The sequence below is a fragment of the Enterobacter cloacae complex sp. IR5422 genome (assembly GCF_049238165.1).
GTDB lineage: Bacteria > Pseudomonadota > Gammaproteobacteria > Enterobacterales > Enterobacteriaceae > Enterobacter > Enterobacter roggenkampii.
On the sequence record NZ_JBMKHT010000023.1, the window covers coordinates 1 to 22,368 of the forward strand.

17 protein-coding genes are annotated in these 22,368 nt (G+C 56.6%); 3 read left to right on the forward strand and 14 right to left on the reverse strand.

Going from position 1 to position 22,368, the window contains the following annotated elements; translation table 11 throughout:
• Window positions 1–81 precede the first annotated feature (81 nt).
• On the forward strand, window positions 82–1,098 hold the full coding sequence (gene ompF / locus ACOTXT_RS12855) for a porin OmpF (protein WP_421625320.1): 1,017 nt from the start codon (window positions 82–84) through the stop codon (window positions 1,096–1,098).
• A gap of 184 nt (window positions 1,099–1,282) precedes the next feature.
• Window positions 1,283–2,473, forward strand: coding sequence for an amino acid aminotransferase (locus tag ACOTXT_RS12860; protein ID WP_333164610.1), 1,191 nt, complete (start codon window positions 1,283–1,285; stop codon window positions 2,471–2,473).
• Window positions 2,474–2,521: 48 nt separating this feature from the next.
• Here the strand turns inward: ACOTXT_RS12860 and ACOTXT_RS12865 are convergent, their stop codons facing one another.
• The 7 genes from ACOTXT_RS12865 to cmoM form a co-directional block, all read right to left on the reverse strand.
• Window positions 2,522–3,169: an MBL fold metallo-hydrolase gene (locus tag ACOTXT_RS12865; RefSeq protein ID WP_008499950.1), complete on the reverse strand. Its 648-nt coding sequence runs from the start codon at window positions 3,167–3,169 to the stop codon at window positions 2,522–2,524.
• 20 nt (window positions 3,170–3,189) lie between these two features.
• Window positions 3,190–3,741 carry a YcbK family protein gene (locus tag ACOTXT_RS12870; RefSeq protein WP_008499951.1) on the reverse strand — a complete coding sequence of 184 codons (552 nt, stop codon included), beginning with the start codon at window positions 3,739–3,741 and terminating at the stop codon, window positions 3,190–3,192.
• Between the two features lie 174 nt (window positions 3,742–3,915).
• On the reverse strand, window positions 3,916–5,739 hold the full coding sequence (gene ldtD / locus ACOTXT_RS12875) for a L,D-transpeptidase (protein ID WP_333164607.1): 1,824 nt from the start codon (window positions 5,737–5,739) through the stop codon (window positions 3,916–3,918).
• A gap of 177 nt (window positions 5,740–5,916) precedes the next feature.
• Window positions 5,917–10,368: a chromosome partition protein MukB gene (gene mukB / locus ACOTXT_RS12880; RefSeq protein WP_248248580.1), complete on the reverse strand. Its 4,452-nt coding sequence runs from the start codon at window positions 10,366–10,368 to the stop codon at window positions 5,917–5,919.
• Window positions 10,368–11,072, reverse strand: coding sequence for a chromosome partition protein MukE (gene mukE / locus ACOTXT_RS12885; RefSeq protein WP_008499954.1), 705 nt, complete (start codon window positions 11,070–11,072; stop codon window positions 10,368–10,370). Before mukE ends, mukB begins: the two co-directional genes overlap by 1 nt.
• A complete protein-coding gene (gene mukF / locus ACOTXT_RS12890) occupies window positions 11,053–12,375 on the reverse strand; it encodes a chromosome partition protein MukF (RefSeq protein ID WP_008499955.1) in 1,323 nt (440 codons plus the stop codon). Before mukF ends, mukE begins: the two co-directional genes overlap by 20 nt.
• Before the next feature lie 3 nt (window positions 12,376–12,378).
• Entirely contained in the window at window positions 12,379–13,158 is a 780-nt protein-coding gene (gene cmoM, locus ACOTXT_RS12895) for a tRNA uridine 5-oxyacetic acid(34) methyltransferase CmoM (protein ID WP_008499956.1), read from the reverse strand.
• A gap of 124 nt (window positions 13,159–13,282) precedes the next feature.
• Between cmoM and elyC the strand changes: the two genes are divergently transcribed.
• Window positions 13,283–14,062, forward strand: a complete 780-nt coding sequence (gene elyC, locus ACOTXT_RS12900; RefSeq protein ID WP_421625321.1) for an envelope biogenesis factor ElyC — start codon at window positions 13,283–13,285, stop codon at window positions 14,060–14,062.
• Here the strand turns inward: elyC and ACOTXT_RS12905 are convergent.
• From ACOTXT_RS12905 to ACOTXT_RS12935, 7 genes are all read right to left on the reverse strand, one after another.
• Window positions 14,039–14,932, reverse strand: a complete 894-nt coding sequence (locus tag ACOTXT_RS12905) for a YcbJ family phosphotransferase (RefSeq protein ID WP_025912940.1) — start codon at window positions 14,930–14,932, stop codon at window positions 14,039–14,041. The genes elyC and ACOTXT_RS12905 overlap by 24 nt on opposite strands.
• Window positions 14,933–15,074: 142 nt before the next feature.
• A complete protein-coding gene (kdsB, locus tag ACOTXT_RS12910; protein ID WP_008499959.1) occupies window positions 15,075–15,821 on the reverse strand; it encodes a 3-deoxy-manno-octulosonate cytidylyltransferase in 747 nt (248 codons plus the stop codon).
• Window positions 15,818–16,000, reverse strand: coding sequence for a protein YcaR (gene ycaR, locus ACOTXT_RS12915; RefSeq protein ID WP_006174474.1), 183 nt, complete (start codon window positions 15,998–16,000; stop codon window positions 15,818–15,820). Before ycaR ends, kdsB begins: the two co-directional genes overlap by 4 nt.
• A gap of 45 nt (window positions 16,001–16,045) precedes the next feature.
• On the reverse strand, window positions 16,046–17,275 hold the full coding sequence (locus tag ACOTXT_RS12920; RefSeq protein WP_025912939.1) for a winged helix-turn-helix domain-containing protein: 1,230 nt from the start codon (window positions 17,273–17,275) through the stop codon (window positions 16,046–16,048).
• Window positions 17,276–17,319: 44 nt separating this feature from the next.
• Window positions 17,320–18,297, reverse strand: a complete 978-nt coding sequence (lpxK, locus tag ACOTXT_RS12925) for a tetraacyldisaccharide 4'-kinase (RefSeq protein ID WP_333164596.1) — start codon at window positions 18,295–18,297, stop codon at window positions 17,320–17,322.
• Entirely contained in the window at window positions 18,294–20,042 is a 1,749-nt protein-coding gene (msbA, locus tag ACOTXT_RS12930; RefSeq protein WP_008499963.1) for a lipid A ABC transporter ATP-binding protein/permease MsbA, read from the reverse strand. The genes lpxK and msbA overlap by 4 nt, the downstream gene beginning before the upstream one ends.
• Window positions 20,043–20,077: 35 nt before the next feature.
• Complete coding sequence (locus ACOTXT_RS12935) at window positions 20,078–22,342, reverse strand: ComEC family protein (protein WP_333164592.1); 2,265 nt, start codon at window positions 22,340–22,342, stop codon at window positions 20,078–20,080.
• Window positions 22,343–22,368: the final 26 nt, after the last annotated feature.

Here is a 22,368-nt window from a genome sequence, read left to right on the forward strand (position 1 = left end):
CAGGGCCAAAATCAGCCACGAAGAGACGATTTTGGGCTGAAAATTGGAAAATTGAGCCACAGGACGTCGATAAAGGACGGTTTGGGGCGTCATATCGGGAGCTGCGGACCACTTAATCGCAACTTCCCTAATAAACTGGATCTTTACGGGAAAGCGGTTGGTCTGCATTACTTCTCTGATGATGACAGCAACGATGGCGACCAGACCTATGCTCGTCTGGGCTTCAAAGGCGAAACAAAAATTAACGACCAGCTGACCGGTTATGGCCAGTGGGAATACAACTTCCAGGGTAACAACTCTGAAGGCGCCGATGCTCAGACCGGTAACAAAACCCGTCTGGCGTTCGCAGGTCTGAAATTCGGTGATGCAGGCTCCTTCGACTACGGTCGTAACTATGGCCTGGTGTATGATGCAATCGGCATCACCGATATGCTGCCAGAATTCGGTGGCGACACTGGCAAGAGCGATAACTTCTTCTCCAGCCGTAATGGTGGTCTGGCGACTTACCGTAACAGCGGCTTCTTCGGCCTGGTTGACGGTCTGAACTTTGGCGTTCAGTACTTGGGCAAAAATGACCGTGCTGATGCAGTACGTTCTAACGGTGACGGCTGGGCAACCTCAGTCAGCTATGATTTCGAAGGCTTTGGCGTTGTGGGTGCATACGGCGCAGCTGACCGTACCAACAACCAGCAGACTCTGGCCTGGGGTAAAGGCGATAAGGCTGAGCAGTGGGCAACTGGCCTGAAGTATGACGCAAACAACATCTACCTGGCAGCACTGTACGGCGAAATGCACAACGCCGCGCGTTTGAGCAGCAAAGGTTTCGCTAACAAATCTCAGGACTTCTCTGTTGTCGCTCAGTATCAGTTCGACTTCGGTCTGCGTCCATCCATCGCTTACTACAAATCTAAAGCGAAAGACGTTGAAGGCATTGGTGATGAAGATTTCATCAACTACATCGAAGTTGGCGCGACTTACTACTTCAACAAAAACATGTCCACCTATGTTGACTACCAGATCAACCAGCTGAAAGATGACAACAAACTGGGCATCAGCAACGATGACATCGTAGCACTGGGTCTCGTTTACCAGTTCTAATCAGAACACCACTTTGTTATATGCTTAATGAACAGGGCTTCGGCCCTGTTTTTTTATGCCTGACAGAAAATAATGGCGACTTTTGAAAAGCCGCACGCTTTTCGTCGCAAACGGTTGGCATTTTGTAAATCTACCGTTAACCTGATAGCGGATTTCACTTCTGTAATCACAATGGAACTTCGTCATGTTTGAGAACATTACCGCCGCTCCTGCCGACCCGATTCTGGGCCTGGCCGATCTGTTTCGTGCCGACGACCGCCCTGGCAAAATCAACCTGGGTATTGGTGTATATAAAGATGAAACCGGCAAAACTCCGGTACTGACCAGCGTTAAGAAAGCTGAGCAGTATCTGCTGGAAAACGAAACCACCAAAAACTACCTCGGTATTGATGGTATCCCTGAATTTGGTCGCAGCACCCAGGAGCTGCTGTTCGGTAAAGGCAGTGCAATTGTGAGTGACAAACGTGCCCGTACGGCACAGACCCCGGGCGGTACCGGCGCGCTGCGCGTGGCGGCGGATTTCCTTGCGAAAAACACCTCTGTGAAGCGTGTCTGGGTAAGCAATCCAAGCTGGCCGAACCACAAGAGCGTATTTAATTCTGCGGGTCTGGAAGTGCGTGAATACGCCTACTACGACGCAGCAAACCACTCTCTGGACTTTGACGGCCTGCTGGCAAGCCTGAGCGAAGCGCAGGCGGGTGACGTGGTGCTGTTCCACGGCTGCTGTCACAACCCAACCGGTATCGATCCAACGCTTGAGCAGTGGGAACACCTGGCGAAGCTGTCCGTAGAAAAAGGCTGGCTGCCGCTGTTTGACTTTGCCTACCAGGGCTTCGCCCGTGGTCTGGAAGAAGATGCTGAAGGCCTGCGCGCATTCGCCGCGGTGCATCAGGAGCTGATCGTTGCAAGCTCCTACTCCAAGAACTTTGGTCTGTACAATGAGCGTGTAGGTGCCTGTACGCTGGTTGCGGCTAACGATGAGACAGTCGATCGCGCGTTCAGCCAGATGAAGTCCGTTATCCGCGCTAACTACTCTAACCCGCCGGCACACGGTGCCTCTGTTGTTGCGACTATCCTGAGCAACGATGCGCTGCGCGCCATCTGGGAACAAGAGCTGAACGATATGCGTCAGCGTATTCAGCGCATGCGCCTGCTGTTTGTGAACACCCTGGCGGAGAAAGGCGCGGACCGCGACTTCAGCTTTATCATCAAACAGAACGGCATGTTCTCGTTCAGCGGCCTGACCAAAGAGCAGGTTCTGCGTCTGCGTGAAGAGTTCGGCGTGTACGCCGTAGCGTCTGGCCGCGTGAACGTTGCAGGCATGACGCCTGACAACATGGCGCCGCTGTGCGAAGCGATTGTCGCCGTACTGTAATTTGCGCCCATAAAAAAGCCTGCATGATGCAGGCTTTTTTTATTCGGGTTACCAGACAGGCATTTCATCCTGAAGGAACGGATTATGGAGCCGTTCATAGCCCAGCGTCGACATCGGACCGTGCCCAGGGATAAACGTCACATCATCACCCAGCGGCAATAACTTCTGTTTAATCGACTGAATCAGCTGCCCGTGATCGCCGCGCGGAAAATCGCTGCGTCCTACGCCACCTTTGAAAATCACATCGCCGGAAATCAGCAGACGAGACTGGTCATCAAAGAAGACGATATGGCCTGGCGTATGCCCAGGACAATGCAACACCTGTAAAGTCACATTCCCTATGCTAACGCGCTCTCCTTCGTTCAGCCAGCGATCGGGCGTCAGGGGCTGACACTCATCCAGGCCAAACATGCGGCTTTGGGCGGGTAACCCCTGTAGCCAGAACTCATCTTCTTTTTCCGGACCGACAATCGGCACGCCGTAGTGTTCAGCCAGTTCAGCCGCTGCGCCCACATGGTCGAGGTGACCATGCGTCAGTAAAATCTGCATAAGCGTCACGCCGCTGTCGGCGACTTCCTGCTTGATCTTCTCAGCGTCACCGCCGGGATCGACAAGCGCGGCCAGTTTAGTCTGTTCGCACCAGATGAGTGAACAATTCTGGGAGAACGCGGTAACCGGAATAATACGATAGTTCATACTGCTCCTGTGTTTCGTTATTACCAGTGCCGAACCGGACCGGTATCAATATGCACAAAGTTGCTGCTGGGGTAATATCCTACACCACCTGCGCGCATAGATAACGCAGCTTTGCGAATATTGGCTAACGAAACGCCCTCAATATGGAAATCCATTGCCTGTCCCTTCGTGTGATAGCTTTTTTTCGCTACCCCGCGACTGTGGGCGCGCAGTTCATTATTGGTATCAACAGAGCGATAACCAGAAATAAGCTGCACCGGCTTGCTGGTGCCCAGCAGGCCCTGAAGGCGGTAAAGCTGATCAAACAGTCCAGGGTCGATGGCTTTAATTTTATTCGCGCGGAAATCACGGAAAAAATGGTTAAGTCTTGCTAATTCATCCTGAATATAGCCTCTGCCATCGAAGAACTCCGCTTTTAACGACTCACCGGTATGAAGATTGTTGAGCGTTAAAACTCGCGGACGAGGTGTCGAGAGGGTGGCAAATGCTGGCGTCGGCAAGATGGCCGCTGCGCCAAGCGCAACACCACCTAACGCCAGCAGTTTGCGGCGATTAGCGTCAAATTTGTCCATGATAATCAGGTCTACAGGTAAAAGAAATCGTAATATGCTTAGCGCACGAAGGGCACCTTAACTGGCAAAACCGGGTACGTCAAGGCGCCCAACCCCAGTGAACACGCGGCTTGCAGCGATATAGCCCCTTATTCACCCTAACTTACGACAATCATTTTTCCCGAACTGCTTCATTTACCTGATTAATTGTTCCGCTTTTGGCAAAATTTGTGCGCCGGATCGCGCGGTGAGATCATAATTGTAAATATCTGTACGGTACTGAGTCCGCCCGTCTTCGCCCACAAACGCCGTCAGATAGTAAAGATTGACCGGAATATTGTGTCGGATATTAACGTAACGCGTATCCCCCTGCTTCAGGGCATCCGAAATGCGCGTATCGTTCCAGCCCGCATCCTGCAGCAGCATATTGGCCAGCTCCGAGGCTTTGTTCACACGCACGCAGCCAGAACTCAGCGCGCGCGTATCTTTCTGGAACAGGTTGTGGTTCGGCGTATCGTGCAGATAGATAGCGTCAGAACTCGGCATATTGAATTTGTAACGCCCTAAAGAGTTATGCGCCCCCGGTGCCTGCTGGAAACGGAACGGCAGGTTTGACGCCGTGATTGTCGACCAGTCGACCATATAAGGATCGATAGCCTCTTTACTGTTCCATCCACGCATCACCGTATAGCCATGACGTTCCAGATAACCCGGATCGTTCCAGACCTTCGGCAGAATGTCTTTACGCGCCAGCGTCGGTGGCACGTTCCACGGCGGGTTAACGACTACGTTATTGAGCGCGCTGCTCATCATCGGTGTTTTGCGGTCCGGACGCCCGACAATCACGCGCGACGCCAGTTTTTCGCTACCGTCCTGGTAATAGACCAGGGAATACGCCGGAATGTTAACCATAATGCCGGTAGAAAGGGTTCCCGGCAGCAGGCGCAAACGCTGGATATTGAGCGCCAGCACCCCTGCCCGCTGCGCAGGCGATACGTTCAGCCAGTCTCGCGTCGTCTGGCCAATGACGCCATCGGCTCCCAGTCCCTGAGCGGCCTGGAATTGCTTCACTGCCGCAACCAGCTCGCGATCGTATGCTGCGGGTTTATTGCTGACGGCAATCGCTTTTTTCTCTTTCACGGGCGCTGACGGGCTGACCGCCGCGTTTTGCGGATCGTCGCCTGGCAGGGCGATATGTGGCCCGCCGTCCAGAATACCGGAACGCGCCAGGATCTCGCGCAGGGCAGGCACATCGCTACTCCACTGCCCCGGACGCAGCGTCGCGGCGCCGCGCATCTGCGGCCATGGGCGCGAGTCGCCCACCAGCGTGAGGAGCGACTGGTGAAGCGTGGCGTATTGTGGATGCGCCGGTGCGAGGCTGGCAATAAAGCGCGGCAGCTCGCCATTATCCAGGGCTAACTGCCACTGGTTAATCACCGACAGCGCTGGCGTCGCGAGCTTATACGGCTTATCGCTGTACAGCCAGCGGTTGCCATTGACCGGAATACCCGCCACGAACTGCAGGTAACCCATCATGGCATCGGAAAGCACCACATCTCTCGCCTGCCCTGTTACGGCAGGATCGGTTAACAGTTCAACCCACTTTGTAAACTGCGGCTGAAACCCTGCAATTGCGACCTCCGCCAGCTGCTGCTGAAAGGCGCGCACGGCATCGCGGTTTTCCCACATCGGTTTCATATCGCGGGCGGCATAAAGCAGCGTGAGCTGATTGAGATAGACAGGCGTGTAGCCTGACGGCAGCCCCGACTGCAGCTGCTGGCTGAGCGATTCGGCGTCGATGCCTTCCGGCAGCGGTTTGATACCGGCCATGATCGCCGTCGCCGGAGACTGTTCCAGCGGCTGGGACAACGACGTAGGCTGCGCGCCCGTCGTTGCCGAGCTGTCAGTCGGCACAATTTCAGGCTCGTCGGCCTGGGCGGTTAACAGTGGAGCAAACATCACTGCCAGACATAAACTTAGCGCCGACAGCTGACGACCACATTTTTTCTTAAGCAACATCCCTTGCCCCCTGTTTTCACGACATGCCCATCACGTTGGGGCTTTCTTTCATTATAGGTAGACGGCTAAGCTGTTGCCTTACCTTATGTAAAGAAGTTTAAAGATAACGCAGCCCTAAGCACAAGTTAAGTTTAAAAAAAAGCGGCGCCAGAGCGCCGCTTCGGGTCAGAAGACACTTCAGGAAGCGTCCGCCGTGGTTTCCGGCAGTGACTCCGGCGGCTGCGGTGCAAAGCCACGCAGCCCCACAACGTGGACGTGTTCGCTGTTCTGGAACACTTTACGCACCAGCTTGTAGGTTGTCCCTTTTTCAGGGCTGATGTTCTCCGGTGCGGCAATGATGAGCTGCATATCGAGACGTTCGCAAAGCTCAAACAGCGTGGCAATGGAGCGCGCATCAAGACGCGCCGCCTCATCCAGGAACAGCAGTCGGCATGGGGAGATGTCTTTGCCGCGCAGGCGGCGCGCTTCGTCTTCCCAGCTCTGTACCACCATCACCAGAATCGACATCCCGGTACCGATCGCTTCACCGGTAGAGAGCGCCCCGGATTCCGCACGCAGCCAGCCGTCTGAACCACGGTTTACCTCTACCTCCATTTCCAGGTAGTTACGGTAATCCAGCAGCTCTTCCCCGATGGTTTGCGGCGTACGCTGTCCCATATCAATCTGCGGGTTCAGGCGCTGATACAGCTTCGCCAGCGCTTCGGAGAAGGTCAGACGGTTGCTGTTGAACAGATCCTGGTGCTGCTCGTGCTGCTCAGACAGCACTTCCAGCAGCGTCGCGTGGGCTTCACGCACGTTGACGTTGAGGCGCACGCTGTTCACCTGGCCAAACGACACGCTCTGCAGACCCTGGTTCAGCTGGCGGATACGGTTCTGCTCGCGCTGAATGGTTTTGCGGATGATATTCGCCACGCTGCGGGAGCTGATCGCCAGCTTCTGCTCGCGAGAAGTCAGCTCTTCCGTCAGGCGCCCCAGTTCGATTTCCATCTGCTCAATGGCTTCGACCGGATCGTCGGTACGGATAATGTCCTGACGAATACGCTCGCGCAGGTGCTGGTAAACCGCCACGAAGAACTGGATTTTACGTTCAGGGCGTTTCGGATCCTCTGACATACGCAGGACATCGCGCAGGTGTTCGTTATCCGCCACCGCCAGACGCAACGCACCCAGCGCCTTATCCGACATGGAACGCAGCTCATCGGCAGAGAGATACGCCAGCTCGCGACGGTGCAGACGACGCTCAACGTTATTGTCTTTCACCATGCGCATTACCGCGCACCAGCCTGCCTTGGCGGTCACGACCTGCTCGCGCATTTCATGGTAGTCGCGCTCCAGCTTGCGCAGGCGACGGGTCAGGTTATCCATCTCCGCTTCACAGAAGGTCAGCGCTTTTTCCAGCTGATTGCGACGCGCGCGGTTATTGCTGAGCTGAGCATGCAGCTCATCACGACGAATGCGCGCGCGCTCTTCCGCCCCGCTGTCGGCACGAACGCCGATGTCCTGAAGCTCTTTCTGCAGGTCGTTTAACAGCTCTTTCTTGGTGTCGAAGGAGCTTTTCAGCGAGGCCAGCACCTGGTTGTACTGGTTCAGCTGAGTGGAGTGGCTGCGCATCGCTTCGCGGGCGCGGGTACGCTCCGCTTCCGCCTGCTCAAGGCGCTGACGCAGCTTTTCATTCAGATCGCTGTTACCGCTCAGCATTTCTGCCGAATCGGAGTAGCCGAAGTGGGCGCGACGCTGCACCACCTCCGTCAGGGCGAACGCCTGCTGACGCGCCTCGCGCTGCACCTGCTGCGACCAGGCATAGTCTTCTTTTAACTGCTCGAACTGTTCCGGGTCGCTCTGCAGGACAGAGACAACCGGCTCCAGCTTCGCCAGTTGATTGCCATGCTGCTGCACGAAGCGCGCGGCTTCCTGCGCTTCATCCAGACGCTCCTGGATCTCATCCACGCGGTCGGCCAGCGTGTCATCCGCCAGCAGATTCAGGCGCGGCAGAATACGGTTAAGGGCCGCGACGCCCTCTTTTGCCTGCTCGAACTGGACGCGACTCTGCTGGTTGTCGCTTTCATGACTGGCAATCGCCCGTTCCAGCTCGCCACGGCGGGTATTGAGTTTGCGAATTTCGGCTTCCGGGTCGGCTTCGAAGGCCACGGCCAGATGGCTGCCGATAAAGCGGCTAAACGCCTGATGCAGACGCTGGGTTTTCTGCACGTCAAACGACAGCGTCGCAAAACGTTCAGACAGCGTCTCACGCTCGGCGTGCAGGCTTTCGATGCGGCTTTCACGCGCGGCGCGGCCAAACAGCGGCAGTTCCGGGAAGCGGGAATAGCGCCACTGACGGTCGGCGATTTTGACCACCACCGCTTTTTCCAGCTCGTCGACGCTGAACACGCTGTCATCGAACGACTGCGGATCCCCTTCGATCAGGTAGAGATCTTCCGGACAATCTTCCAGACCGGCAAGCTGCTCAGAAATCAGCGACAGATCCGGCACCACGATCGCGTTACGCGACGGGCCATACAGTGCCGAGAAGTAAGGCGCATCGTCCAGGCCTACATCGTCGTAAATCTCAGACAGCAGCACGCCGCCAAAACGCTCTGCCAGGGCATTGAGGCGCGGGTCTTCCGCACCGCCCGGCTGGCTTAAGCGCTCAATTTCTTCGTCGACGTCACGCTTGCGCGCGCCCACTTCATCACGCTCAACAATCGCCTCGCGCTCGCGCTCCAGCAGCTGCTGCAGGTATTCAGTGACTTCCTGGCTGGATTCGAACTGCTCGCCGCACTGCTCACTGAGCTGGTTAAGGCTGCTCTGGGCCGCCAGCCAGACCGGGGCACGCTGCAGAAGCGCTTGCGAACGGGACTGAAGCTGTTCCAGCTCCTGGCGCAGGGTCATACGCTGTTCGCTGGCGCTGGAGACCGTGTCTGAAAGCGCAGCGATACGCGCTTCCAGCTCCTGATGCAGGGCCTCAAGCTCGTCGAAATCGTAATGTTTACCCTGACGTTTGCAGAACTCGGCCAGCAGACGCTCGGCTTCCTGCTGCTCGCGCAGGCGCTGTTCCAGCTCGTTCAGACGCATACGCAGCGGCTGAACCTGCTCAGCCAGATGGCGCTGGTTCACGCCGTCGCGCAGCAGCTCGCGGGCAACGTCCCAGGCTTCGTTACGCGCCAGCGGGCCGTTAATCGCCACAACCAGCTGATAGGCCTGCTCAAACTGGCTGTGCGCCGTTTGCGCAACGCTCATTTTCTGTTCGAGGGAGAGCAGTTTCTCAGTGGCTTCCTGCTCTTTGGCCTGGAAGGTATCCAGCCACTCGTCGGCGCTTTCCGGCGTCAGGTCTGGCAGATGGCACAGCTCTTTCGCACGCTGTAATGCCTGCAGTGCCTGGGTGTACTGGATCGCGCGCGTCTGCTGCACGTCCAGCGCCTGCTGATAATCGGCAAGCTGGCTTTTCAGCTCATCCACTTCCAGCTCGGCCGCTTCGGCGCGGGCTTCGTTCTCTTCCTGCATCTCGGCGGCTTCGGCCACCACTTCATTTTGCTCTTCAAGACGAATTTGCAGCTCGTCGAGGTCCGCTTCATAGCGCTCGATTTTCTCCTGCTGACGAAGCGCGGTCTGCACCAGGTTCAGGTGATCGCTGGCGGCCTGGTAATCGGCTTCCAGGTCACCTTCAGCACCGTTGTGCTCACCGAGCTCGCGCGCCATTTCGACGTGCTTGTACTGCTCGGCCACCAGCTGTTTGCGGGAGGTAAACAGCTCGCGGCGGTATTCTAATGCCTGATCGAGGTGGACGCGGCGCTCGTTGGCGTGGCGCATGTAGTCCGCCGCCACGTAGTTAGTGGCTTCGCTGATCAGGTGTTTAAACAGATCGCGGTCAGACTGGGTCACGCGAATCGCTTCCAGCGTCATGCGGTTTTCACGCAGCGCCGCCTCCATGTCCTGGAAGGCCTTACGCACGCCGCTGTTTTCCGGCAGCAGGTAGTCGCGCAGGGAACGGGTAATGGCGCTGGAGATACCGCCGTACAGGGACGCTTCGATCAGGCGGTAGTATTTGCTACGGTCTGATGCCGTGCGCAGACGACGCGCCACCACGCCGAGATCGAACATCAGCGAGTGGTAGTCTGTAATCGAGTTGAACTGCTTGAACTGCACGCCTTCGATCGCTTCGAGCTTATCTTTCAGCTCCTGCAGCGTCAGCACGCGCGCCTGGCGCTCGTTCAGGGTTTCCGTCAGCAGCGCCGTCGGCTGTACAGACGTTGGCAGCCCCTGGATGGCGAACGGTTTAATGTCGACTTTACGGTCGCGACCGGCAACCTGCTGCAGGCGCACGCCCACCACCACGCGCTGATGGCGGGAGTTAATGACGTCCAGAACCGAATAACAGACGCCGGCCTTCAGCTTCCCGTGCAGACCTTTATCACGGGAACCGCTTGTGGCCCCCGCTTCGGTGGTGTTACGGAAGTGAAGCAGCGTCAGATCAGGGATCAGCGCCGTGACAAACGCCGCCATGGTGGTGGATTTACCCGCCCCGTTACCGCCGGAGAGCGTCGTCACCAGCTCATCCAGATCGAACGTTCGGGCAAAGAAGCCGTTCCAGTTAATCAGCGTCAGTGAGCGAAATTTACCGCGTTCAATCATTACTCTTCCTCCCCGCTATCCGGCAGATTCTCTTCATGCTCATCATTGAGCTGCAAATGGTTTTCCACCGGCATCGCTTCACCGTCGCGGATCATGCGAAGCTGCGCTTCACGCGCGTCATCGCCCGCACGCACGTCGGCGCCGAAGCGGAAGACAGATTCCGTAATGCGGAATTTGCTGCTGTCGTGCCCCATAAACCAGACCATCCCCAGACGACGCAGACGGTTCAGGGAAGAGCGGACTTTTTCCTGTAGTTTCTGACGGTCGAGATCCGACCCCGTGGAGCGGTTGTTCACCAGCTTGAGCAGCTTGCTCTCATCTGCCAGCGTCAACAGCTCGTCGTAAAGTTCCTGCTGGGTGAAGATCCCTTCATTCGCCAGACGTTCCGGGCTGAGGTAGAGGTAGCAGAGAATTTTGCCGACCATCATATCCAGCTCGGAGAGCACGGAACGCGGAATCAGCGTCGTGGAGCGCGGGCGCAGGTAGAAAAACCCTTCCGGCGCGCGGATAAGCTCCACGTTGTAGCGGGCGTAAAACTCTTCCAGGTACTCCTGGAAGTCCATCAAAAAGGCGTGATTATCCAGCTCGTCTAAGCCAATGTGACGACCGGCACGCAGCTGGCTGTCCAGCGCCGGAAATAACGGATTCGCCAGCGCCTGTGCCAGCTTAACCGGCATCACTTGTTCAATATTTGTCAATGACATGCGCCTGTACCTTGGCTCCGTAATCGTTAATTGGCTGCCACTTCGGCGGCAGTCCGGTGAAATCGGCTTGCGCGATACCCAGGCGAACGGCCTGGTCTACCACAATGCGGGCAACGTCGAAGTGGCGCGCGCGAGGATATTGCGCCAGATAGTCGCGCACCACGAGCCCCAGATCCAGCGGAGCTTGTCTGGTTTTGTAGACCGCGAGCTGTTCTTCGATCATCGCCGCAAGCTGTTCGCGAATTTCGTTAAATTCTTCGTATTCCAGATCCGGCGGCAGTTCACCGGTTACCTCTTCATCACGCAATGCCATCTCTTCGTCGCGCATATCCAGCAGACGATCGGCATTGGCGTAGGTCAGCGCCCACGGCGCATCGAAATAGGTCTGCACCGACTGGCGCAGACGCTGGGCAAAGACGCGGTTTTTATCCATATCGATCGCGGTACGGATAAATTTATGCACGTGTCGGTCGTAGCCGATCCACAGGTCGATCGACTGCTGGCCCCAGCTGATGATGCGGTCCAGTTTACTCTGCAGGTCGAACACCAGACGGTCGATAAAGTGCAGATCGTCGTGCGCCAGCGTCGCGTCCTGGATGCGCAGCAGGTTCGCCTGCAGCTTATCCCCTGCGGCTTCCAGCGTATCCTGCAGCTCACGCAGCGTACCGGAGGTTTCTGACAGCAGAAGTTCACAGCTGGAGATGGCTGCACGCCAGTCTTTATTCAGCAGCTGTGCGATATCGTCTTTGACCTGCTGCTGCTGTTCGTCCATCAGGCGCTGGGTCAGATCGATACTGTCGAAGATTTCCGCCACCGAGTATTTCAGCGGTGCATAGACGTTTCGGTGCCAGTGGAATTCGTCACCGTCTTCATCTGCCGCATCGGCGGCGCGCTTAAGCTCACCGGCCACGATCGACAGCTGCATGGACAGACGCAGCGTGGAAAATTCGCGCTGGCGAATGTAGTAATCGGTGATGCCGATGCCCAGTGGCGTCAGGCGATAGATGGCGTTTCCTTCCGCCTGCTCGCTGGTAAAGCGGTTCAGCAGACGTTGACGCACCATATCGTTAATTGCGTTGTTGGCACGCACGCTAATGGTTTCGCTGGTTTGCTCAAACGCATCACTGACATGGCGGAACGCGTCCACCAGTTCACCCTCGCTCATTTCCCCATCCAGCCGCTCGCCGTTCAGCGTGGCAACCGCCAGCAGGAAAGAGAGTCTGTCTACCGGCAGCGAGATGGAGAAATCGTTTTTCCTGGCCCAGGCAACCAGTTCGGGGACTGTCTGGGAAAATTCACTCATAGGTTATCCTTGCATCTGCGGCTTGTGCGCGGTGACGTGAATATAGCGGCCAAGGCTGACAAAAGGCTCCTGGCGGCAATACCGCGTTTCCAATTCTGTTAAGGTGTCAAAACAGTCACGCTGTTTGTGTTTTTCACGCAGATAATCATGAAACACCCTGACGCCCGTCTTCCCGACAATCTGCCAGCCAATCGCTTCCAGCCAGCCATAGACCTGCTGTGGATCGCGCGGATAGTCCGGGGAAAGCGTGCGTTTTTTCTTTTTGGGCATCCCGACCTGAACATAGTCGAAGTTTCCCGCAACCATGTTGTGCATCAGGAAGCCGTTAGCATTGTAGAACATCAACGACAGCGTGCCGCCCGGGCGCAACATCGACCACAGGGTTTGTAACACGCTTAGCGGATCGGCAACCCACTCCAGCACCGCATGAAACAATATCAGATCAACCTGGGTTTCCAAATGCTGTGCGATGTCCTGAGCGGCGCATTGTATAAAATGCATGTTGTCGCTCACACCTTTCTCTTCTGCCGCACGCGTCGCGCGGGCGACCATTTCAGCAGAAAGATCGCAAAGCGTGACGTGATGACCGCGTTCCGCCATTTTTATGGCCGTCTGCCCTTCACCGCCTCCGGCATCCAGCACGCGCAACGTTTGACCACCAAAGGTAGCCAGAATGGTGTCCAGATCCTGCCAGAGGATCGTCTGACGGAGCTGCCCTTTCGTGGTGCCATAAATGTTGCGCGAAAACTTTTCCGCGATGTCATCAAAATTGCGATCCCGCATTGGGAGAGTTCCACTCGCTAACTGCAAAACCGCTATTTTGTCACACCCGCGCGGAGAATGAACCTCTCTGGTGTAATATCACCGTCAATCACCTGCTATATGGTCAAAAAAGGAACCAAAAAGGATGCTTTTTACCCTTAAGAAATACATTGGAGGGATGATGCTTCCCCTTCCGCTGCTGCTCATCATCATCGCGCTGGGGCTGGCGCTGGTGTGGTTCAGTCGCTTTCAGAAGAGTGGCAAAACGCTGATCACGTTCGGCTGGTTGGTCCTGCTGCTGCTGAGCCTGCAGCCGGTGGCTGATGGTCTGTTACGCCCCATCGAAAACAGGTACCCGACATGGCAGGGAAATCAGAAAGTGGCGTACATCGTTGTGCTGGGCGGCGGATATACCTGGGATCCTGACTGGGCCCCCAGCTCAAACCTGATCAACAACAGCCTGCCGCGGCTAAACGAAGGCATTCTCCTCTGGCTGGCGAATCCGGGATCAAAAATGATCTTTACCGGCGCGGCGGCCAAAACGAACCCGGTGAGTACGGCGGAAGCGGGTGCCCGGGTCGCGGAATCACTCGGCGTACCGCGCTCCTCAATCATCACGTTGGACAGCCCAAAAGATACTGAAGAAGAAGCTGCCGCAGTGAAGCAGGCGATTGGCGATGCCCCGTTCTTACTGGTGACCTCCGCCTCGCACCTGCCGCGCGCGATGATTTTCTTTGAAAAACAGGGCCTGCACCCGCTTCCCGCACCGGCGAACCAGATGGCCATCGACGCGCCGCTTAATCCGTGGGAGCGGGTAATCCCCTCCCCGGTGTGGCTGATGCACAGCGATCGCGTCGGTTATGAGACGCTCGGACGCCTCTGGCAGTGGCTGAAAGGTTCCTCAGGCGAGCCAGGGCAAGAGTGATTTAGTCGCCAGATCGAAGTTTGCGCGATTAAAGCGTCCGGTGTTAACCAGCTGCGCAACTTCGTCCCAGAGCAGGTAGAGCCAGCGCCGCCAGAGAAACGCTTCCGCAACGGGGGCGCGTTGAAGGTAATGCCACAGTAAACCTTCCGCCGCCCCGCTGTCGCTGAGCCTGAACAGCTCATATTCGCGCGGAGCCCAGAGCATGATCCCCGGCCCCACCATCGCCAGAAGCTGATCGCTGCGGGGGTCTTTCAGCATACTGCGCAGGGTGAAGTTACCGTGGATCAGCACGCAGTTATCGTTAAAACCTTCGAACAGCGCCGGTAAACACTCCCGGGTGCGAAAGAGAATACGTTTGTCCTGCATGGTTAAACCGGTATTGTTGAACTGGTTAAGCGTTCCCCACAGCACTTCAACCCGCTGGCGATACCACAGCGGCCAGAGATTTTCCTGAGTGCTGTCGACCGGCCCGACAAGTCCGCGGCTATCCTGACGGTGCCACGCCAGCAGCGCCTCGACAATCTGGTCTTTCAGCTGTTCCCAGCGTTCCGGCGTTCGCGCGGGCGCTTCCACGGGTACACCACGTAAACGTTCAATTAGCAGTACGTCCGGGCCGGGGTGTTCCTCATGGGTCATCACGCCATACACCGTCGGCATACGCACGGTTCCCTCCCGCGCCAGCATCGACATTTTCCATGCAAGCTGCCTGGCAACGCCGGGTGACGTGAAACTCCGTGCCATCAGCGGCATTGGGTTACCCTCACTGTCGTACAACGACCAGAGCGCGGTATCGATTTTTTCACTCACGCATTCGACCCGGCTTAACTTTTCACCCAGCAGATGGCTAAGTTCGGCACGCAGCTGTTCCATATGAGATTACCCCCATTAAGACTACTGCTTTTATAATGAGCGTCCTTAATGAAGATGTCACCCGGAAGAGATCAATCAGGAAAAAGAAAGTGAAAAATAAACCGGAGAGTGCATCTCTCCCAACGGAGAGATGCCGGTAAGATTAACGCAATTCAGCGCGAACGCGCTCAAGATCTTCAGGGGTGTCTACGCCCGTGCCGGGGACTTCCTCAGCAACGGCAACGTGAATTTTCTCGCCGTACCAGAGCACGCGGAGCTGCTCCAGCATTTCGATATGCTCCAGCGGACTCGGGGCCCAGGCCACATAACGGCGAATAAAGCCGGCGCGATAGCCGTAGATCCCAATATGACGCAGGAAGGTATCACCGATGGTCTCTTTAGAAAGCGCAAAGCGATCGCGATCCCACGGGATCGTGGCACGGGAGAAATAGAGCGCATAGCCTTCCGCATCCATGACGACCTTCACCGCATTCGGGTTGAAAGCTTCTTCTGCATGATGAATGGGTACCGCCAGCGTGGCCATTCCGACCTGACGCTGCGCCAGGTTTTCGGCCACCTGACGGATAATGACAGCGGGGATCATCGGCTCGTCACCCTGCACGTTTACGATAACCGTATCATCACTGAAACCGCATTTCTCAACCACTTCTGCCAGACGCTCGGTGCCGGACTGGTGATCGGCGCGGGTCATGCATACCTCACCGCCTGCCGCCTCAACAGCACGAGCGACATCCGGATGATCGGTGGCAACAATCACGCGGTCAGCACCGGATTCACGCGCACGCTCAAGGACATGCACAATCATCGGCTTGCCGTTGATATCCACCAGCGGCTTACCCGGCAGACGCGTTGAGGCATAACGCGCAGGAATAATGACAACAAAACTCATGGTTTGCTCTCTTCTGCCACCAGGGAACGGGCTTCGTTTTCCAGCAATACAGGAATACCGTCGCGCAGCGGGAAAGCCAGGCTGTCCAGCTTGCAAATGAGCTCTTGTTTGTCCTGGCTGTAGTAGAGTTTGCCGTTGCATACCGGGCAGGCAATAATTTCAAGTAAACGGTGATCCATAGTTCCTCCGTATGGGTAATCGCTAAAGCTTAACACATTCCTTTTTCAGGGCGTGCCTGTTTCCCAGCCACTTCGACAGGATGTAAACAATCCGTCAGGTACCCGGCCCAGCGTCACGTCGTCGGCCCCCTGCCAGCGCGCGAATTCGCTAATGGCGGACGTTAACCCTTTTTCCAGGCTCGCCGTCACCCTGACGCCCTCTTGCAAATAAAGCGCAATGATTTCAAGCGTGCCGGTCTTGCGGTGCATTTTGGCATCCATGCGCCCGACCAGCTGCCCCTTATGCAGGAGCGGTAAAACAAAGTAGCCATACTGGCGCTTTGGGGCCGGGGTATAACATTCCAGCCGGTAGCTGAAATCAAAGAGCTGCTCGGCGCGTTTTCTGTCCCAGACGACCGGGTCGAAAGGCGACAATACCGCGCTGTGGGTCGCCTGCAGTTTCCCCTCCAGGGCCTGAGGCAATAGCGGGAGGAGATCCGCATGTAGCCACATTTCGCCCAGCGTTTCCACGGTAACGGGAATGACGCGCTGTTCGCGTTGCCACATGTCCAGCAGCGGTTTCAGCGCGGGCTGGCGCAGGCGATAATAATCTGCCAGCCATTGCGAGCGAAAAATCCCCAGACTACGGGCGCTGTTTTCTAACATAATGGCCTCAGCCGCCTCTTGGGTAAGCAGGTCGCGCTCGTCGTCCCAGTGGGGCATCACGCGATGCGTGAGGTCGTAGACACGCTGAAAATTTCGCCGCTCAATCACCATGACTTTGCCTGAGGTAAACAGGCCTTCGAGATGACGCTTGTGCGGCTTCCACTCCCACCAGCCGCTTGTACCTTTGCGCGGGTGTTCAAAATCGGCGGAGCGTACAGGACCGTTTTCCTGAATATGCGCGATGAGCTGCTCTATTTCAGCCGCATGTTCCTGCATCCACGCCTGTCGGTATTTCCAGCCCATCTTTTCCGGCGCAAGCATACGGTGACGCACAAGGGCAAAATCGCTGCGTGGAAGGAAGCAGGCTTCGTGCGCCCAGTACTCCATCAACTCCCCCTTGCTGAGCGCCTCATCCAGCCACTGAGAAGGATAGCTCCCCAGGCGGCTGAACAGCACCAGGTAAGGGCTACGTGCCACAATATTAATGGTGTCGATCTGGAGTAGCGACATGCGCTGTACGGTAGAGAGAATATCGGCAGGCTGCGCGCGGCGGCGGGGCTTTTTGAGCAGCCCCTGCGCGGCAAGGTGGAGATTACGTGCGGCTGAGAGCGAGAGTTGCGGTAAAGACATGCGTTTTCCTGTCAGTCAAAGCGCCACCAGAACCGCGTAAGCCTTTAGTGCACCAACGCAATCAGTTCCTTGAGCAAATGTTCCGGCTGCTCACCGCTGAGTTCGGCGTCAACCGGCAGATACCACCAGTTATCTTTCGCAAAGGCGCGGCATTTCACCGCATCTTTTTCGGTCATGATCAGCGACTGCCCGGGTACGGTCAGGGCAGCGACCTGCCCTTCCACCAGCGCCTGGTGGTCGGCCAGCGGAACGCGTTTTTTCAGCCGGGCACCACACTGTTCCAGCGTCGCGAAGAAGCGCGGCGGATGACCAATGCCCGCCATCGCTACCAGTGAAGGCAACTCTGAAACCGACCGGCGTTCACCCGTCACCAGGTTGATTGCCAGACCCGGCTGCAGGTGCATCGGGATTTCACCCGTTTTCGCCTCACCACCGTTCACGATCACCGCATCAACGGACTTCAGACGCGAAGCGCGTTCGCGCATGGGTCCGGCAGGTAACCACCAGCCGTTCCCAAAACGGCGAACCCCGTCGATGACCACAATCTCTTTATCTCGCGCCAGGGCATAATGCTGCAGACCATCGTCAGTGATAATGATCTGTACCGCATGTTCGGCAAGCAGGGCCCGGACGGCATCGCTGCGCACCGGGGAGACCGCAACAGGGGCGCCAGTACGCTGGAAAATCAATACCGGTTCATCACCCGCTTCAGCCGTCGTGGTTTCCGCCGTCAGCAACAGCGGGTAATGCGCCGCTTTACCACCATATCCCCGCGATACCACGCCCGGGCGTATACCGCGCTTTTGCAACTGCTCCACCAGCCAGATCACCACCGGCGTTTTGCCGTTGCCGCCCGCCGTAAGATTACCGACGACCACAACGGGCACCGGCGCGCGCCAGGCCCGCTTCACCCCAAGACGATAAAGCAGACGGATAATGCCGCTCACCAGGCCGTAGAGCCAGGAGAGCGGCAAAAGCAGCAGCCACAGCGGGGATTCACCGGACCAGATGCGTGCAATCATTCGCCGAACTGCATCTTATGAAGCTGAGCGTAAACGCCGCGGTGTTCCAGCAGATCAGCATGGCTTCCTCGTTCAACAATGACCCCATCCTCAACCACGACGATTTCATCAGCCTGCTCGATAGTCGACAGACGGTGCGCAATCACCAGCGAGGTGCGGTTCTTTTGCAGCTCATCCAGCGCCGACTGAATCGCGCGTTCAGATTCCGTATCCAGCGCAGAGGTCGCTTCGTCCAGGATCAGTATCGGGCTGTCGCGCAGCAGCGCTCGGGCAATGGCAATACGCTGACGCTGCCCACCAGAGAGCAGTACACCGTTCTCGCCGATGATGGTATCCAGACCGTTATCCATCTTGTTGATAAAGTCCATCGCGTAGGCCATACGTGCGGCGTTCTCAATCTGCTCGCGGCTGTACTCTTCAGTGCGTGCATAAGCAATATTGTTTGCCACGGTATCGTTGAACAGGTGCACGTTCTGGGAGACCAGCGCCACCTGGTTACGGAGCGACTGCAGGGTATACTCCCGCAGATCGTGACCGTCTAACAGAATTTCACCTTCGTCAATGTCGTAGAAACGGGTGATCAGGCTGGCAATGGTCGATTTACCCGAGCCGGAACGGCCTACCAGCGCAACGGTTTTCCCCGCCGGAATGGTCAGGTTGATATTGCGCAGAGCCGGTGTTTCACGACCAGGATAGGTAAAGGTCACATTGCGGAACTCAACGTCGCCGTTCGCGCGCTCAATGACGCGTTTGCCTTCATCTTTTTCCTGCTCGGAATCCAGAATGCTGAACAGGGTCTGACAGGCCGCCATCCCACGCTGGAACTGGGCGTTGACGTTTGTCAGTGATTTCAGCGGACGCATCAGGGCGATCATTGAGGAGAAGACCACGGTGATGGTACCCGCCGTCAGCGTCTCCATGACGCTCGGGAAGCTTGCCGCATACAGAACGAACGCCAGCGCCAGTGAGGCAATCAGCTGAATAATCGGGTCGGAGATAGAAGAGGCCGAGACCATTTTCATCCCCTGCAGACGCATTTTGTTGCTCACTTTATCAAAGCGTTTGGTTTCAACGTCCTGACCACCAAAAATCAGCACTTCTTTATGCCCTTTCAGCATCTGCTCTGCGCTGGTAGTCACCTGCCCCATCGTATTCTGCATATTCTTGCTGATATTACGGAAGCGTTTTGAGACGACGCGGATAGCAATAGAAACCACAGGTGCCAGAACGATAAGGATGAGCGACAGCTGCCAGCTGTAGTAGAACATCATCACGAACAGGCCGATAATCGACGCGCCCTCGCGCACAACCGTAATCAGCGCGCTGGAAGAGGAAGAGGCAACCTGCTCGGAGTCGTAGGTGATCCGCGACAGCAGCGTCCCGGTTGACTGCTTGTCAAAGAACGCAACCGGCATGCCCATCATGTGACTGAACAGTCGACGGCGCATGGTCATCACCACTTTCCCGGATACCCAGGAAATGCAGTAGCTGGAGATATAGCTGGTGATACCGCGTAAGATCATCAGTCCGATAACCACCAGAGGCATCCATAGCAGCACTGAGCGATCCGTTTTACCAAAACCGTCGTCCAGTAACGGTTTGAGAAGCGATAGCATAAAGGTATCGCTGGCTGCGTTGAGGATTAACGCTACACCCGCCACGATCAAGCCTGCTTTAAAAGGGGCAATCATCGGCCAGAGTCGGCGGAACGTTTGCCACGTGGAGAGATCTTTGTCGTTATGCATTCAAAAAACCAGCATTGTTGAAATAGCCGCATATTCTACCCGTTATCGACGGGCGCGCCAAACCACTGATGATACCAACGTGGTAAAATTTGCTCTCGCAAGCGCCGGATTTGCCAGTGATGTTGCGAGAATGTCACCGATATTTGTCCTGAATGAGGGGTATCGTGCCAGATATATCCCTCTTTTCGATAACGTCGAACGACTTTTGCCGACGGGAAGTGCCATGCGTTATAACGGGCCGCAGAATCCAGGGCGATCTGTCCTTCCACCCGCTGTACCAGCGGCAATGAAGACGAGGTATTGCTGCCATGATGGGGGACCTGTATGAGCGTGGCCCTCAGATGACGCCAGTAATGGCTAAGCATAGCCTGTTCCGCCTGCACTTCAATGTCCCCTGTTAGCAGAACGCTTTGCTCCCCGTCGTCCACCTTTACCACACAGGAATGGTTATTCCCCTGGGCCGGGTAATTTTCAGGAGGCCAGTGGACGGTGAAGGTTAATCCCTGCCATTCCCATTTCTGCCCACGAAAACAAGGGCGGTGTCCCGTCCTGCGTAACGGGCTTCTTACCCATATATCCGGCCATGCTTTTTGCAACGACGCGAGGCCTCCTGCATGGTCGAGGTGTTCATGACTGAGAATCACTCCTTCTGGCCGTAGGTGATGCCAGCGAAGCCAGGGAATAATTAACCGCTGCGCGCTGTCTCCGTCCGGCCAGGCGAGCCCGGTATCATAAAGAATGGCTTTTCCCTGCCTTTCAATGACCATGGCCAGCCCCTGCCCCACGTCCAGCATATGCAGCGTCCAGCTCTCGCTTTTTTCCGCTCGCCAGAGGGGAAATGTCAGCAGGACACTGCCTGCAAGACAAACGGCAGGAACGGTTTTCCAGGCACGAAAACGCCAGGCAATAATACTCAACCACGGCAGTAATGCCATGATTTGCCAGCGTTGATCGACATTCTGCCAGCCATCTGGCAGGCGCATCAGTAGCCAGAAGAGTCCCGCAAGCGACTTATCGGCGGCAAACCAGATGGCACTTTCTACCGCAGCCAGCGGTAGCAAATGGAGCAGCATACCGAGCAGGATCAGCGGGACGGAGACAAACGTTACCAGGGGAACGGCAAAGAGATTCGCGACCAGGGAGGAGAAGCTGAAGCCATGGAAAATCAGAACCTGTAACGGCATGAGCAGCAGCAACATCCCGACCTGCAGATAAATCAGGTTCAGTAGCGGCCGCATCCTTCGTGTCCAATTCCAGTCGGGAAGAGGCAGCCACTGAAACCAGAAAATCAGCGCGGCGACGGCAAAGGCTGACAGAACCAGACTCTGCGAAAGTACGGCCAGGGGATCGTTAATCAGTATCGCCGCGATGCAGCAGCTCCAAACCTGCCAGGGAGACCACTGACGGCCAGTAATCCGCAACATAGCAAGCACCGCAAGGGCGATGATCGTCCTCAGCGCAGGCGGTTGCAGACCGGTAAGCCAGGCGTAGAAAGCAGCAAAGAACAACCCGGCAAGGAGAGGCATTTGCCAGTGGACGCGGTGGCTGGGTAATAAAAACTGGAATCCACGTGCAAGTAACCAGACGAGAGAGGCTGCCAGCGCGATATGCAGACCCGAAATCGCCATCAGATGCAGCGTGCCGGTTTCCCGCATCAGGTCTTTTATTTCACGGGGTACTTCCAGGCGTTCTCCCATCCCAAGCCCCAGGATAACCGCTCCCCATCGGTAAGCTGAAAGTCGGTTTTGCAGCGACATCAGATATTGCGCTCGCAGGCTGCAGCGCCCGTCGACGATCTCCGCACGGGTGAAGCGCCCGCTCAGCGTTTGATGTCGGGCAAAAGCGCTGCGCTGAGCATCATAACCGCCGTCGTTGAGTTCGCCGTGTGCAGGCCTGAGCCTGAGCGTCACGCTCCAGCGCTGCCCTGCACACGCCTTTTGCGGCAGATAATTGCCATACAGCGTTACGCCGGTAGAGGCCCACCAGCGCTTGCCATTGACGCTTAGAATGCTTCCCTGATGCTGAGTGGCGCCATCAGTCGCGGTGAGCTCTATCTCAGCCTGCACGGCCCCCGTTGTTAAATGCTGCATCGGCCAGACGCTCTCCTGCGCGGCCAAAATGCCCCAGGCACAAAATAACAGCGTCATACCCGCATACTTCAGTCGACTGTTTTGCCATGCAGCAAGCGCTAGCCCGCCAGCCATCATTACCCACACGGTGTTGGGGGAAGGCAGTTCAGGTAACCAGAGTAACGGAACTATCGCCAGAATGGCGCAGATGCTAAGCGCGGGAATTCCCATTGCTACCTCCCTGTTTCAGGGTGGCA

Bases quoted from the DNA above. Each gene is read 5' to 3' on its own strand.
- cmoM (WP_008499956.1), bottom strand. From the start codon at position 13,158: ATGCGGGATCGCAATTTTGATGACATCGCGGAAAAGTTTTCGCGCAAC.
- lpxK (WP_333164596.1), bottom strand. From the start codon at position 18,297: ATGATTGCACGCATCTGGTCCGGTGAATCCCCGCTGTGGCTGCTGCTT.
- ycaR (WP_006174474.1), bottom strand. From the start codon at position 16,000: ATGGATCACCGTTTACTTGAAATTATTGCCTGCCCGGTATGCAACGGC.
- elyC (WP_421625321.1), top strand. From the start codon at position 13,283: ATGCTTTTTACCCTTAAGAAATACATTGGAGGGATGATGCTTCCCCTT.
- mukF (WP_008499955.1), bottom strand. From the start codon at position 12,375: ATGAGTGAATTTTCCCAGACAGTCCCCGAACTGGTTGCCTGGGCCAGG.
- mukE (WP_008499954.1), bottom strand. From the start codon at position 11,072: ATGTCATTGACAAATATTGAACAAGTGATGCCGGTTAAGCTGGCACAG.
- ldtD (WP_333164607.1), bottom strand. From the start codon at position 5,739: ATGTTGCTTAAGAAAAAATGTGGTCGTCAGCTGTCGGCGCTAAGTTTA.
- ACOTXT_RS12920 (WP_025912939.1), bottom strand. From the start codon at position 17,275: ATGTCTTTACCGCAACTCTCGCTCTCAGCCGCACGTAATCTCCACCTT.
- ACOTXT_RS12870 (WP_008499951.1), bottom strand. From the start codon at position 3,741: ATGGACAAATTTGACGCTAATCGCCGCAAACTGCTGGCGTTAGGTGGT.
- kdsB (WP_008499959.1), bottom strand. From the start codon at position 15,821: ATGAGTTTTGTTGTCATTATTCCTGCGCGTTATGCCTCAACGCGTCTG.
- ACOTXT_RS12865 (WP_008499950.1), bottom strand. From the start codon at position 3,169: ATGAACTATCGTATTATTCCGGTTACCGCGTTCTCCCAGAATTGTTCA.
- ACOTXT_RS12905 (WP_025912940.1), bottom strand. From the start codon at position 14,932: ATGGAACAGCTGCGTGCCGAACTTAGCCATCTGCTGGGTGAAAAGTTA.
- msbA (WP_008499963.1), bottom strand. From the start codon at position 20,042: ATGCATAACGACAAAGATCTCTCCACGTGGCAAACGTTCCGCCGACTC.
- ACOTXT_RS12860 (WP_333164610.1), top strand. From the start codon at position 1,283: ATGTTTGAGAACATTACCGCCGCTCCTGCCGACCCGATTCTGGGCCTG.
- mukB (WP_248248580.1), bottom strand. From the start codon at position 10,368: ATGATTGAACGCGGTAAATTTCGCTCACTGACGCTGATTAACTGGAAC.
- ACOTXT_RS12935 (WP_333164592.1), bottom strand. From the start codon at position 22,342: ATGGGAATTCCCGCGCTTAGCATCTGCGCCATTCTGGCGATAGTTCCG.